The organism is Candidatus Krumholzibacteriia bacterium (assembly GCA_029865265.1).
Taxonomy (GTDB): Bacteria; Krumholzibacteriota; Krumholzibacteriia; order WVZY01; family JAKEHA01; genus JAKEHA01.
On sequence record JAOUHG010000015.1, the window covers coordinates 31,289 to 45,323 of the forward strand.

General features: G+C 64.2%; 12 protein-coding genes. 8 read left to right on the forward strand and 4 right to left on the reverse strand.

Translation table 11 applies throughout. The features are described 5' to 3' along the window. Nucleotides 1-258 precede the first annotated feature (258 nt). The 8 genes from OEX18_08820 (at nt 259) to OEX18_08855 (ending at nt 9,867) form a co-directional block, all read left to right on the forward strand. Complete coding sequence (locus OEX18_08820; GenBank protein ID MDH4337358.1) at nt 259-2,661, forward strand: SGNH/GDSL hydrolase family protein; 2,403 nt, start codon at nt 259-261, stop codon at nt 2,659-2,661. Nucleotides 2,662-2,692: 31 nt separating this feature from the next. After that, a complete protein-coding gene (locus OEX18_08825; protein MDH4337359.1) occupies nt 2,693-2,947 on the forward strand; it encodes an acyl carrier protein in 255 nt (84 codons plus the stop codon). Nucleotides 2,948-2,955: 8 nt separating this feature from the next. Further along, a complete protein-coding gene (locus tag OEX18_08830) occupies nt 2,956-4,512 on the forward strand; it encodes an amino acid adenylation domain-containing protein (GenBank protein ID MDH4337360.1) in 1,557 nt (518 codons plus the stop codon). A gap of 2 nt (nt 4,513-4,514) precedes the next feature. Beyond that, entirely contained in the window at nt 4,515-5,660 is a 1,146-nt protein-coding gene (locus tag OEX18_08835; protein MDH4337361.1) for an acyl-CoA dehydrogenase family protein, read from the forward strand. 178 nt (nt 5,661-5,838) lie between these two features. Next, nucleotides 5,839-7,086 (forward strand): thiolase family protein, encoded by a 1,248-nt coding sequence (locus tag OEX18_08840; GenBank protein MDH4337362.1) that lies wholly within the window; start codon nt 5,839-5,841, stop codon nt 7,084-7,086. Then, complete coding sequence (locus tag OEX18_08845) at nt 7,086-8,084, forward strand: zinc ribbon domain-containing protein (GenBank protein ID MDH4337363.1); 999 nt, start codon at nt 7,086-7,088, stop codon at nt 8,082-8,084. The genes OEX18_08840 and OEX18_08845 overlap by 1 nt, the downstream gene beginning before the upstream one ends. A gap of 11 nt (nt 8,085-8,095) precedes the next feature. Then, on the forward strand, nt 8,096-8,275 hold the full coding sequence (locus OEX18_08850) for a hypothetical protein (protein MDH4337364.1): 180 nt from the start codon (nt 8,096-8,098) through the stop codon (nt 8,273-8,275). Between the two features lie 233 nt (nt 8,276-8,508). Continuing rightward, a complete protein-coding gene (locus tag OEX18_08855) occupies nt 8,509-9,867 on the forward strand; it encodes a chloride channel protein (GenBank protein MDH4337365.1) in 1,359 nt (452 codons plus the stop codon). 13 nt (nt 9,868-9,880) lie between these two features. Here the strand turns inward: OEX18_08855 and OEX18_08860 are convergent, their stop codons facing one another. The 4 genes from OEX18_08860 to OEX18_08875 are packed head-to-tail and all read right to left on the reverse strand — an operon-like array spanning nt 9,881 to nt 14,008. Further along, complete coding sequence (locus OEX18_08860) at nt 9,881-10,579, reverse strand: N-formylglutamate amidohydrolase (GenBank protein ID MDH4337366.1); 699 nt, start codon at nt 10,577-10,579, stop codon at nt 9,881-9,883. Next, the gene (locus tag OEX18_08865) at nt 10,566-11,831 is read right to left on the reverse strand and encodes a glutamate-cysteine ligase family protein (protein MDH4337367.1); all 1,266 of its coding nucleotides are present in this window, start codon (nt 11,829-11,831) and stop codon (nt 10,566-10,568) included. The genes OEX18_08860 and OEX18_08865 overlap by 14 nt, the downstream gene beginning before the upstream one ends. 2 nt (nt 11,832-11,833) lie before the next feature. After that, entirely contained in the window at nt 11,834-13,291 is a 1,458-nt protein-coding gene (locus OEX18_08870) for a RimK family protein (GenBank protein ID MDH4337368.1), read from the reverse strand. A 6-nt stretch (nt 13,292-13,297) separates the two neighbouring features. Continuing rightward, the gene (locus OEX18_08875; protein MDH4337369.1) at nt 13,298-14,008 is read right to left on the reverse strand and encodes a C39 family peptidase; all 711 of its coding nucleotides are present in this window, start codon (nt 14,006-14,008) and stop codon (nt 13,298-13,300) included. Between the last annotated feature and the right edge of the window lie 27 nt (nt 14,009-14,035).

Below are 14,035 nucleotides of genomic sequence, written 5' to 3' on the forward strand. Positions count from 1 at the left end.
CGTTGCACCTCCTTCCTGCGCCGGGCGGCAAAGCCAGTCGCGGCGTCATTGCTCGGAACTCGCTATACGTGATATGCTTACCACCGTACCAGGCGAACTCCGGGGTTGCACCCACCCCCATTTCCGACAATCGCAATGAACGACCAGTCACAGCGGACTATCAGTGCGCATATCCACGCCGGCCGGGGAAGATTCCATCCCGCCCGGTTGCTCCGCTTTGCCGCGGTTGCGGTTCAGTTGCTGCTGATAACGCTCGTCGTGAGGACCTTCGCCATCGAGAGCGGGGGATTCTTCCGCCTGTTGAGCGTGGCGTGCGTCGGTTTCGTGGCGAACCACTTCGCCCCCGTTCGCCTGCGCCTCCCCGTCTTCGTGCTTGTTTCCCTGGTGGGCATGTACTCGGTGCTGGGGCTGTCGAATGCGGCCCAGATCGTCGGGCTCGGGCTGGTTGTCATAGGACTGGCGCATGTGCCGGTTCGCTTCCGGGTTCGAGTCCTGCTGATGCTCGTGGCCGGATGTGGGCTCGCCGCCGTCCGCGCGGGCGGCATCCCCTCGCCTCTGTCGGCGGCCATCTGGCCAATTTTTGGCGCGATGTTCATGTTCCGGATGATCGTCTATCTGTACGATCTCCACAGCAAGTCCGCTCCGTTCTCCCTCTGGCGCGCGCTGGCGTACTTCTTCATGCTCCCCAACGTGTGCTTCCCTCTGTTTCCGGTGGTGGACTACAAGAGTTTCTGTCGCACCTATTACGACGACGATGACATGACCGTCTATCAGGCCGGCGTCCAGTGGATGTTCCGGGGGTTAATCCAGCTGCTGCTGTACCGCTGGGTGTATCAGAATCTGATGGTCGGCGCGGACACGGTGGCAACCCCGCTTGCCGCCGCCCGGTTCATCGTGACGGCGTACCTCATGTACCTGAAGATCTCGGGCAGCTTCCACATGATCGTGGGAATGCTGCACCTGTTTGGCTTCAATCTGGGCCCGGCAAACAACAAGTACTTCTATTCGGACAGCTTCACGGACTACTGGCGCCGCATCAACATCTACTGGAAGGACTTCCTGCAGAAGGTGTTCTTCAATCCGGTGTACTTTCGCCTGAGCAAGCGCATTAACGCGACGGCGTCGCTCATCGTGGCCACGCTGATCGCGTTTTTCGTGACCTGGGCGCTCCACTCCTACCAGTGGTTCTGGATCCGCGGCAGCTTCCCGGTGATCTGGCAGGACATCGTGTTCTGGTCGATCATGGGTATGCTCGTTCTGGGCAACATGCTGTGGGAGAACAAGTACGGGCGCCGGCGGAGCCTCAAGAAGGCCAGCCTGTCGTCCGGCGCGGCGCTGAAGCTGGGCCTGCGAACCGTGGGCACCTTCGTGGTCGTCTGCTTCAGCTGGGTGATCTGGTCGTCGGAGTCCATGGCGGAGTTCCGCATGATCCTCGGGCAACTGGTGCGGGCGGATGCCGGCGACGCGCTGGTGATCCTGGTGGTACTGGCGGGTCTCGGGGTGTTGAAGGTCCTGGACGCGCGTTCGGAACAGGGGAGTCCCGGGTCGAAGCTGGCGAAGGCGCGCAGGGCCGCCCCGTTCTGGCGCCCGGCCTACGAGGTGGCGGCGACGTGCGCGGTGATTCTCTTCCTCGCATATCTGCCCCTCGTCTATCCGGTCGATCCCGGGATCAGCAACGTGATCGACGGTCTTAAGTCGTCGCGCATGAACGCCCGTGATGCCGCCATGATGGACCGCGGGTACTACGAGGACCTCACCAATGTGGCCCGCTTCAATGAAGGACTGGGAAATCTCTACGCGCAGAAACCGCCCAACTGGGAGCGCTGCTGGGCCATGCACCCGCGGGACGGCTGCCCGGACTTCGAGCTCATCGCCAACAAGAAGGTCTGGTTCAAGGGTGCGGAAATGAGCACCAACCAGTGGGCCATGCGCGATCGCCCGTATGAAATGAGCAAGGCGTTGAACACTTATCGCATCGCGGTAACCGGCGCGTCCTACGACATGGGCACGGGGGTCGGGGACGACGAGGTCTACGACAACCTGGTGGAAGATCGTCTGAATGCAGACGGAGACAGTCTCCACTATGAAATTCTGAACTTCTCGGTGGGCGGGTACGGTCCGTTGCAGCGCCTCATCGACATGGACGCGCGCATGTTCGATTTCGACCTGGACGCCATGCTCTATATAGGAATCGACGACCTGTACTGGATGGCCAAGGATGTGGCGGACGCCGCGCAGCTGGGCCTGCCGGTGCCTTACGAGTACATAAACGACGTCATGCGCCAGAATGGTCTGGTAAAGGGGACGTCATTTGCCGAGGGCATGCAGAAGCTGAAGCCACGCCAGGAGGAACTCCTTCGGTGGCTGTACGGAGAGATAGCGCGCCGCTGTAATGAACGTGGCGTGGTGCCCATGGCCGGCTACATTCCCAATACGCGCAAGTACGGTGAAGAGAAGGAAGCCGATTTGCGCCGGCAGATGGAGATCGCGCGCGAGGCGGGTCTGGTGGTGATCGATATGACCGCCGCTTTCGAGGGGACGGATCTCCGCTCGCTCTGGATCGCGCCCTGGGACTCGCATCCCAACGCGGAAGGGCATCGGTTGATTGCGAGCGAGTTGTACGCCGGGTTGCGTGAAAGATTGAACCGCAAGGCATCGTGAGCGGTAGAACCGCCGGAAAGGATTGCAGCACATGGACCAAGCCGCCATTCGCGAAAAGGTGAAGTCGTACATCCTCGATGAGTTCCTGCCAGGAGAAGATCCCGACGAACTCACCGACGATACCCCGCTCATGACCACGGGCATCCTGGATTCCCTGGCGACGCTCAAGCTCGTGACGTACCTGGAGTCGGAGTTCGACATTGCGATCGAGGCACACGAAGCGGATGCGGAGAATCTGGACTCGTTGGACCGCATCGTTGCGCTGGTGAAGACCAAGCTCGGGTAAATGCTCGCATGACCCCCACGCTGCAACGCTACCTGGAGGATGCCGTCGCGCGCTTTCCGAGCCGGACGGCCGTCCGCGAGCCCGGCGGGGTGGCGATCACCTACGCCGCCTTCGGCGAACTCACCGACCGCCTGCGAGACCGCCTGGTTGCGCTCGGCGTCCGGCCGGGCGACCGGGTGGGCGTGTACCTGCGCAAGTCCGTGGATGCGGTGGCGTCGATCTTCGGCATCCTCAAGACGGGCGCGGCCTACGTGCCGGTGGACCCGCTGGCGCCGGCCACGCGCAACGCCTACATCCTCGGCAACTGTGCGGTGCGGGTGGTAATCACCGAGAAGCGGTTCGAAGCCGCGTTACGGGAGCATCTGGCGTCCGAAGGCGCGAGCCCGGCAATGATCGTGATAGAAGACGTGGGTGGCGGGAGATGTCTCGACGACGCGCTGCGCGTGGACACGGCACCCCCGGTGCCGACCGTTCACACCGGGCCGGACGATCTCGCCTACATCCTGTATACATCCGGCTCCACCGGGAAACCCAAGGGCGTCATGCTCACGCAGCGAAACGCCACCAGCTTTGTCGAATGGTGCAGCGCGACCTTCGCGCCGGTGCCCGACGATGTATTCTCGTCACACGCACCGTTTCATTTCGATCTTTCCATACTCGACATCTATACGCCACTCAAGCACGGCGCCACCCTCGTGGTGATCCCGGAGGACGTGGGCAAGGAGCCGCAGAAGCTGGCGCAGTTGATTCACGAGACGAAGATCACCATGTGGTACTCGACGCCCTCCATCTTGAGCCTGCTGGTGCAGTACGGCAGGCTGGAGACGCTCGATCTGTCCCACATCCGCATCGTCAATTTCGCCGGCGAGGTGTTTCCCATCGTGCACCTGAAGGCGCTGCACGCGATTCTCCCGAAGCCGCGCTACTTCAACCTGTACGGGCCCACCGAGACCAACGTATGCACGTTTCATGAACTGCCGCGCGAGATTCCCCCTGGCCAGACGGACCCGTTCCCGATCGGCGGGGTGTGCGCGCACCTCGAGGGGCGCGTGGTGGATGAAGACGGCAACGACGTTCCCCGCGGTGAACGGGGCGAGCTGTGCATCCGCGGGGATTCGGTGACGCCGGGCTACTGGAACCTCCCGGAGCAGACCGCGGGCGCCTACCTGAATGGAGATGTACCGCCGCTCGAACGCTGGTACCGCACCGGCGACATCGTCACCGAGGCGCCCGACGGCAACTACACATATGCCGGGCGCAGGGACCGCATGGTGAAGAAACGGGGATACCGCGTGGAGCTGGGCGAGATCGAGTCGTGTCTGTACCGCCACCCGGACATCCGTGAGGCGGCGGTGGTGGCGCTCCCGGACCAGGAACTGGGCATGAAGGTGCGCGCCCACCTCGCCACCCGCGACGGCGGCAAACTTTCGCTCATAAAACTCAAGGCGTTCTGCGCCCAGCACCTGCCGGTATACATGATTCCGGACGTCTTCTCCTTCCACGAGGCTCTTCCCAGGACCTCCACCGAGAAGACCGACTACCAGACCCTCATGAAGATGGAGTAGCCATGGATTTCTCCTGGTCGAAGGAACAGAAGGAACTGCGCGACAGCGTGGCCCGGTTTGCCCGCGAGGAACTCAACGACGGCCTGATGGAACGCGACCAGAACGGCGACTTCAACCGCGAGGGGTGGAAGAAGTGCGCCGCGATGGGGATTCACGGTCTTCCGGTACCGGTGGAATACGGCGGCATGGGCATGGACGCGCTCACCACCGTCGGGGTGCTGGAGAGCCTAGGGTACGGGTGTGAGGACAACGGCCTGTGCTTCTCAATCAACGCCCACATGTGGACGCTGGAAACGCCGCTGATGGGCTTTGGAACGGAAGAGCAGAAGAAGCGCTACCTGCCGCGCCTGTGCAACGGAGAGTTGATTGGGGCCAACGCGATGTCCGAGCCCGACTCCGGGTCCGACGCATACAGCATCGCGACCACGGCCACGAAGAAGGGTGACCACTACGTCCTCAAGGGCAGCAAGGTGTTCGTCTCCAACGGGCCGGTGGCCGATGTGTACCTGGTCTTCGCGACGGTCGATCCCGCACTCGGGGCCAATGGCGTCACCGGATTTCTGGTGGATCGCAACACCCCCGGGCTTTCGCTGGGCAAGCACACCATCAAGATGGGTATTCGCACCTCTCCCATGTGCGAGTTGTTCTTCGACGACTGCGTTGTGCCGGAGGGAAACCGGCTGGGAAAAGAAGGCGCGGGGAAGATGCTGTTCGCCGATTCGATGTCGTGGGAGCGGGGTTGCATCCTGGCCAGCGCGGTGGGGGCGATGCAGCGGCTGCTGGAGACGTCCATCAAGTACGCCAACGAGCGCGAGCAGTTTGGCCAGCCCATCGGCAAATTTCAACTCGTCGCGTCGAAGATCGTGGACATGAAGATCCGTCTGGAGACCGCCCGCGGCTTGCTGTACAAGTCGGCCTGGCAGAAGTCGCGCGGCCGCAGCGTCTACCTGGAGGCGGCCATGGCCAAGCTCTACATCAGCGAGTCGTGGATAGAGTGCGCGCGCAACGCCATGCAGGTTCACGGCGGCTACGGCTACATGGTGGAATACAAGGTCGAGCGGGAGCTGCGCGACGCGCTTGCCAGTACGCTGTACTCGGGAACCTCCGAGATCCAGCGCACCATCATCGCCCCGTTGCTGGGGTTGTAGAGCCCGCCCCATTCGCGCCCCCGCGCTGGAAGCGGGGGGGTGCCCGCCCTCGCATCACCGGCCCCGAAAATAGTGGACAACTAAGTCTTTATTTGGCAGTCTGTCCGTGTCCGGAGTTCTTCGGACTCCACGGGCAGCCCTGCCGCGGGCCGCCAGAACAACAGCGGAGGTCGGAATCATGATGAGACGTGTCGGGATCGTGGGCGCCTCGATCACCGAATGTCGCGGCCGCTGGGTGGAAAAGACCTACTGGGATCTCTTCCAGACCGCGGTTCGCGACGTGCTCGCCAGCGCCAGGATGACCATCGAGGACGTCGATTCGGTCATCTACGGCATCTACAACGACATCTTCGAACACCAGGCCATCCCCGAGAGCTCGCTCACCGGGCTGATCGGGATGACCAACAAGCCCGGCACGCGCGTGACCAGCGGCGGTGCCACCGGCTTCTACGCCATGCGCGCCGCCATCATGGAAGTGGCGAGCGGCATGTCGGACGTGGTGATGTGCGTGGGAGGGGAAAAGGCAACCGACTGTTTCGATCCGGTTTCCAAGTCGCCCACGCCGATGGTCATCAACACCATCGCCTACTCGTGGGATCCGTTCTTCGAGAACCCGCTGGGGGCGACCGCCAACGACTCCTACATGCAGATGTGCCTGGGCTACAACGACAGCCATCCCGGCGACATCGGCGACCCGCTGGTGCGCGCGAAGATCGTGGAGAAGCTGTGCCGGCAGGGAAACCGCAACCCCTACGCGCAGCGCCGCGACGAACACGTGACCGTCGAGCACGTCATGAATTCGCGCTGGATCATCCCGCCCTTCCTGCGGCTCCTGGAAGCGTGCATGTACACGGAAGGCGCGGGGGCGACGATTTTTGCGAGCGAAGACAAGGCGCGCGAACTCGCCGCCCGCACCGGGCAGCCCATCGTCTGGATCAAGGGAATCGGTGCCGCCAACGAGGCGTACGCGGTGGGCCGCGGCGGCTACTACAAGCCACTCGATCGCATCGTCTCGGACCGCCTCGCCGCGGAGCGCGCGTACAAGATGGCGGGTGTGAAGCCCTCCGACATCAAGATCGTGGAACTGCACGACGCCTTCGTCGCGCAACTCATGATCACGATGGGCGAGATGGGTTTTGTGCCCATCGGAAAGACGCGCTCCTTGATCGACGACGGCATCATGGCCGACATCGCCGACCTGGGCGACAAGAAGCGGCCCACCGGAAAGCAGATTCTCGTGAATCCGTCTGGAGGACTCATCTTCGGCGGTCACTTCGTGGGCGGTTCCAATATGTTCTCCATGTGGTCCGCGCGACGCGAGATGATCAACCGCGAAGTTCCGCTGGCCCTGGTGCACGGCACCGGTGCAATAAACGCGTGCTTCGGCGGCGCCATCGTCCTCGAGCTCGACGAAGGAGGCAAGTGATGGATAAGCGCGAAATGGTCATCCCGCCCGGCTTCAACCTCCCCAAAGAGGTCAGCGAGGTCACGGGCAAGGACGGCGAGACGTGCCTGCAGTTTAACACCGGCATGCTCACGCTCTACAAGCAGACCTACGGCGAGCTGTCGCGCTTCTTCATGGCGCTGCGCGATGGCAAGCTGCTGGGTGCGCGCTGTCGGAAGTGCAAACAGGTCATGGTACCGGCGGCCACGTGGCACTGTCCGGATTGCGGCTTCGAGGCCATGGAAGAAATCACGCTGCCGCAGCGCGGGGTGCTGGCGGCCACGGCACCCATCACCTTCTTCCCCTCGGCGATGTTCGTGGGGCAGGCGCCGTTCTGCCGCGGCTACGTGGACGTGGCGCGGGACGCGAAGGTGGCGTCGTTTCTCCCATGTCGTCTCAGGACGACCACCGGCATTCCGCGGCCGGGCATCTTCGTGAAGGGGCTCGAGGTGAAACTGGTGTTCGAGGACAACCGCCAGGGCACCATCCTCGACATCTTCGCGGTGCCGATGAGCGAGGTGCCGGAGAAGCTGCGTGACAGGGAGCCGCTGCTCGCCTCGCAACTGAACCTGGAGAAGCCGCCGGTCCCCGAGATCCGCGAGGACAAAAAGTGGGCACCGGCATTCAAGACGGCACTCGACGGCATGCGTACCATGGCGTCGAAGGTGGTGCCGGGTTCGCGCGCACAGAAGGACCTCGCCGACCGCAGCCACACCATCGGGGTCAAGACCGGTGGCGGCGAGTTCTGCATCGCCATCCTGGACGGACGATTGGAGATTTCCGACAAGGCGCCCAAGCAGGTAGACTTCACCATGACGGTGGAGGATCCCATTGTGTTCACGCAGTGGGTGAAGGGCGGATCACTCTCGGACGCGGTGATGGAGGGGCTGCTGTGGGTGCCCAACCTGGCGGCGTTCCCGGCGCTGTACGCGCTGGACCGCCTGCCGCGCTCCATCCGCCGCGACCAGGAGGAAAAGTAAGGAGGCGCGCGATGGGTTTGACGGATGATCAGCGCGATGAGGCGCTGAAGGCGCTGCGCGGCGCGCAGGAGCAGCTCGAGTACCTCATGAGGGGTGTCAAGGGTGTCGACGAAGCGTCGACACTGCGCGGCCGGATCGACGAGTTGGAGTTGTATCTCAAGCGCGTGAAAATGGCGCTGAAGTTCATCTGAGACCGGCGGACATCCTTTCCGCACAACAAAACGGGCCACGCCTCAGGGTGTGGCCCGTTCTGCTTGGGGGGGCACCGCGCTGGCTCGGGAGGTCACTGCGCGGGGCCACTGGGGGCGTCCGTACACAGGTATGACCCGGCGCCCGGCCGGTCGTCACACGCCCGGGCACAAATTCACAAAAAAGCCGCTAAGTCCTTGACGTGGCGCACGATTTGCAGTGTGCTAAGACTCCCGTGAGCCATTTTCGCAGACGCACCCGGGCGTTCCTCGCCCAGCCCCGGAACATCCATCGCGTGGGCCTGATCGCCGCCGCCTTCGTGGCCGGCCTGGTGGCGGTGGGGTATTCGTTCATGTACCGGGCGGCGGAGCACTTCTCGGTGCGGACCTTCGAGCAACACCCGTACTGGCTGATCGTTGCCGCCCCGCTGTGCTTCGCCCTGGGCTGGTGGCTGGTGAACCGCTTTGCCCCGCGCGCCGGCGGGAGCGGCATCCCGCAGGTGATGGCGGCGGTCGATTTGCACGACGCGCGCGTGGACCACGCGTTGATAGCGCCGCTCTTGAGCCTGCGGGTGGCGGTGGTGAAGATTGTGAGTTCGCTGTTGTGCGTGGTGGGCGGCGGCGCCATCGGGCGCGAGGGACCCACCGTGCAGATCAGCGCGTCGCTGTTCTACGTTTTCGGCCGCTACATCCGTACGTTTTCACCCATGGTGGCGCTGGAGTCGTGGATGCTGGCCGGTTCCGCGGCGGGCATGGCGGCCGCGTTCAACACGCCGCTGGGTGGAATCGTATATGCGGTCGAGGAACTCGCGAGCAAGCACTTCTCGCGCGTGCGCACCACCGTGCTGTCCGCGGTGCTGGTTTCGGGACTGGTGTCGCAGTGGCTGGTGGGCAGCTACCTCTACCTGGGCTTCCCGCGCATCGGGCGCGTGGGTTTTGCGGTGATTCCGGCCGCGTTCGTGGTGGGTGTGCTGGGGGGTGCGCTGGGTGCGTTCTTTGGCGACGCCACCTTCCGTACCAGCGTGTGGATGCGCCGGCGCCTCTCGGTGCGCCGCATCCAGGCGGGGCTGGCGGTCGCACTCGTGTGCGGCGTGGCGATGGTGCTGCTGCGCTTGATCGACGCGCGCGCGCTGGGCCCGGGCAACCGCCTGGTATCCGACATCCTGGCGGGCGACACGGTGGCCAGCTTCAAGCTCATCGGGGTGCGTTTCGCGTCGACGATGGCGTCGTACCTGAGCGGGTGCGGCGGTGGTATCTTCGCGCCGTCGCTCGCCATTGGCGCGAGCCTGGGCTCGTGGGTGGCGTCGTGGTGGACGGGTACCAACGCGGTGCTGCTCGCGCTGCTGGGGATGATCGCGGTGCTGACCGGGGTGACGCGCGCGCCGTTCACGTCCTTCGTGCTGATCCTGGAGATGACCGACCGCCACAGCGCAATATTTCCCATGATGCTCGCGGCACTGGTGGCGCTGGGCAGCGCACGCCTCTTTGGAACCGCGTCCTTCTACGAGCAGTCCAAGCGCGCGCTGCTGCGCGACCTCGAACCGGCTCCCGCGGCACCCCAGCAGCCCCCGCCTCCGCCCGGGCCGGCGGTGTAGTTCCAGGCCGACCTCACCCCTGGGCGCGGATGGCCGACGCGATTGACCGCTGCAGCGCGCGCCAGCGCGCGGTGCCCACGAAGCGCTGGCTCACCTCCAGTTCGATGCCGGCGTAGCGGCTGGCGGGGAACGTCTCGCGCAACGACGTGGTCAGGCCGTCGCTCCAGCCGCGGTAGGGGAGATTGCGGTACACCTTCAGACCCGGGGTGGCGGTCTTGAGCGCACCCACGAGTGCGCACGCGACGCCGCTCTCAAAAGCGCGCCGAGGATCGTGCAGTACGCCGATATCGACGGTTCTCCTGCGTCCTTCGTATACGGGCGTGAAGGTATGCACGCCAATATGGACCACGCGATGCACCGTGCGCATCCTGTCGTGGATCGCCCTCTCCACGGCGTCGCGGTGCGGGTGGTAATACGTCTTCAGGAGTTGTGCCTTGTCGCGTTCGTCGAGGCTGCGGGTAAACTCCGAGAACAGGCGCGGATGACCAATAGACCGGTTGCACTCCACCAGCAGGCGCGAGGTGGTGGTGGCGATGAGTGGCGCACGAGTGGCGCGCCGGATGGTGCGCGCAAGCTCGAGCGAACCCGGGTCCCAGCCGCGGTGCGACCGCAGCACGGTGGCGGCGCCTTTGAACAGAGGCCGGTAGCGCGCGGGAATCATGTTGCCCCCGTGCTCGCAGGAGAGCACAAGAGTTGTGTCAGCCGGCGGCATGGAACATCCGGTTTTCTTGGAGGCAGTCGCACAGTTCTTCGTAGACGGGGCGGAGCGACTCACGCGGGAGGCCGAGTTTTTCGGCCACATCGGTATTCTCGCCCGCGACGGCACGCACAATGCGTCGCGCCAGCGTGCCCTCGCGGAGAATGACGCCCAGCGCCTCCTGCCACGCGTTCGAGAACTCGGGTGCGTTTGCGATCACCGCCCCGGCCAGGTGGTCCCACACTTCTCCGGCGGTGACACTCTTGGCGCGGATGCCAAAGGCATCGAGGTAGTCGGTGTCGGTGATGCGGGCGCGCTCCGCGTCCCGGGTGGTGGCGAGCAAAACGGCGTTCAGCGGTTCGGTGGGGAACGCCATCTGGCGCGCCAGTGTCTGCCACTTCTCTGCCACCAGTGCGCGCAGCACGGAGACGATGGCGTGCGTGACCGCCATGTCGGCGGTGGGGCTTTCCTGAATATCAATGATGCGGATCTCGATGGCGTCGCGCTGGAAGCGGGCGATGGCGCCGCGCGCATTGAGCCACTCGTCCTGCAGCGTTTCCTCCGGATCGACGGGCGCGATGGCCGCGTAGATGGGGCCGAGGATCTTCTCCTCGTAGTCGCGCTTCGTGTAGACCGGTTCCGGGATCACGCTGCCGGTAATAATGGGGATCGTCTTCTGGTTCTCGCGGTAATACTTCATGCGGCTGTCCATCAGGCCGGTGAGGCGGCCCTCGAGAATCGGCGAGCTGGCCGCGAGCGCCGGAATCAGCGGCAGCACCAGGCGGATGGCCGCGTGCAGGCGGCCGAACTCGTCGTCGCCGTGGAAGGGAAGATTCAGATGCACGCACTGCAGGTTCGACCAGCCGTGCCCCTTGCACCCAAACACGCGGTCGTAGGCCGCGTAGACCTCATTGTACTCGTGCGGCCACAGCTTCGTTTCCCGGGCGGGATTCATCCACGGGTGCGCGGCGGTGGGCATCAGGCGGCCTCCCACCGGAACCAGAATGTCTTCAATGGAGGAAACGTCGCGCGCGAAGGCGGCGTCCAGCCCGCGCAGCGCCGCGGCCGGCCCGTTGGTCTTGAGTTCGATGACGTGGTTGACCAGCTCATTGGACCACGCCAGGTCGCCCCGCTCGATCTCGGAGACGTAGTCGCCGGCCACGGCGAGCAGCACCTGGTCGGTGGCGGGGAACACGTCCAGCGAGTCCGCGCGCACGATCATGTACTCCAGCTCGACGCCGTAGCCCTCGAAGAGGTGCAGCCCCACGCCTACTCCCCGCGCAGCCGCAGGATCCTGCGATGGATGGATTTCATGATCTTCAGATACACCACGTCGCCCACCAGCTTGTCCTCGTAGCCCGCCTCGATGCTGGGGTTGTCATTCACTTCGATCAGGAAGAAGTCCGAGCCGCGTTGCTTGACGTCCACGCCGTACAGCCCGTCTCCCATGAGGTTGGCGGCGGCCACACTCAGGCGTACCGCCTCGCGCGGCGCGCGGCGCATGGCCACCGGCTCCACGCGCCCGCCGCGCAGTCCGCCCTTCTTGGTCTGCTTGAGGATCTGCCAGTGGTGGCGGGCCATGAAGTAGCGGCACACGTAGATGGGCTTGCCTTCCAGAACGCCCACGCGCCAGTCGAAGTCGGTGGGCATGAACTCCTGCGCGATGAGCAGATCGGAACTGGCCAGCCGGCGTTCGATTTCCTCGTCGAGCTCGGCCCGCGTCTTCGCCTTCACCACGCCCTGCGAGAAAGCGCTGTCCGGCTGTTTCAGGATGCAGGGGAGCCCCAGCGTGTCCGCCACCTGGTTGGCGTTGTCCCGGTGGACGATCATGGTGCGCGGCATGGGCAGATTGTTGCGTTCGAAGGTCTCCGCCAGGAATACCTTGTTGCTGCAGCGGATGATGGACTCGGGGTCGTCGATGACCGCCAGCCCCTCGGCGGCTGCGCGGCGCGCAAAGCGGTAGGTGTGGTGGTTGACCGCGGTGGTCTCGCGGATGAACAGCGCGTCGAACTCCGCCACGCGGCGGTAGTCCTCGCGCGTGATGAGGTCGGTGTCCATCCCCACCTTCTCCGCCGCCTTGCAGAACTTACGCAAGGCGCGCGCGTCCGAGGGCGGGTCGTGCTCGTCGGGGTTGTAGAGGATGGCCAGGTCGTACTGGAATCGTTTGCTCCTTCGCGGGGTGCGGTCGAGCTTGAGGAAGTACGACCCGGCCGCGGAAATCACGAAGGGGCGCTGCCAGTCCGGGATGTCCTTTACCGCGATGGGGTCGACGCTGTCGAGCTCCCACTTCTTCCGGTGGACAAAGTGCGCGCGCAGGAGCGGCGCCTCGAAATAGTTGAACAACTGCCGGGCGAGGCGTTCGTAGGTCTTGGCCAACGGCTTTCCGAAATAGATGCTGAGCTGGTACTCCTTCGTCTTCAGGTGGGACAGGCTTTTCTGGATCAGGCCGTCCAGGTCCTCCGAGCGGATGCGGAAAATGGCGTCGGTGCGCATGTCCTGCAGCGTCATGATGCTGGGGATGGCGCGATGCCCGCGTGCCTCCGCCAGCAGCGACACGTAGTAGCCGTTGCTCATATAGCGGTACGACCGGCACAGGTTGAACACCTTCGCGTTGTTGATCTTGCTGTACTCGCTGTCGGAGAGGTAGGCGCGCGCGGACACTACCTCGACGCCGGGAATCTGTAACGGCCAGTTGTCGGGATTATTGACGACGATCAGACGCGACATGATGGATCACCGGCGATGACGTTTGGGGGTTATCACAAGCAGGTTGGCGTCGTAGGTGAGTACGCCCAACAGGATGGAACAGATGAGCCGGTTGATGCCCACCTCGTAGTAGCGCGCCTTGCGCGGATTCGCCTGGTAGGGGTCGGCCACCAGGACGTCGCGCGAATCCATGTCGTATCCGCACAGGACCACGAAGTGCCCGGTCGGCAAACCACGCACGTCATCGGCGTCGTTGCGCGGGCCGTACTCGCGCGCGGTTTGATACAGATAGGTTGAGCTCAGGCCGGTAATGACGGGGATCGATCCGCGTACGTAGCGCCGGATCAACTTGGGAGACAGCTCCGAAAAGCGAATCTCTCCGCCCAGCTCCATGAACTCGATGTAGGCGCGCGACGCCACCTTGAGTCTGCGCTGTTGCTTGACCGCCATCTGTTGCCGCAACCGATCGATCAGTTCGGCGCTGCTCAGGGCGCTCCACGTGGGATCGAAGACGGCGAGGTTGTAGTTGTACAACGTCACCTTGTATCCCCGGCGCAGGGCGTGGCAACCCAGTAACACACCCAGCGTGCCGCCACCCTCCAACTGTTCGACTTCCCGCATCAGTCTTGCGAGGTCAAGTGCATCGCCGTAGTGGCGGTACACCGCGTGCAGGCAGGTGGCGCCGCAGCTCACGTCGTCCGGCTGCGGCATCATGTCCAGTTTCAGTCGTCTTTGCACGGGGGTATCCTAATCCGGGAAGCCGGT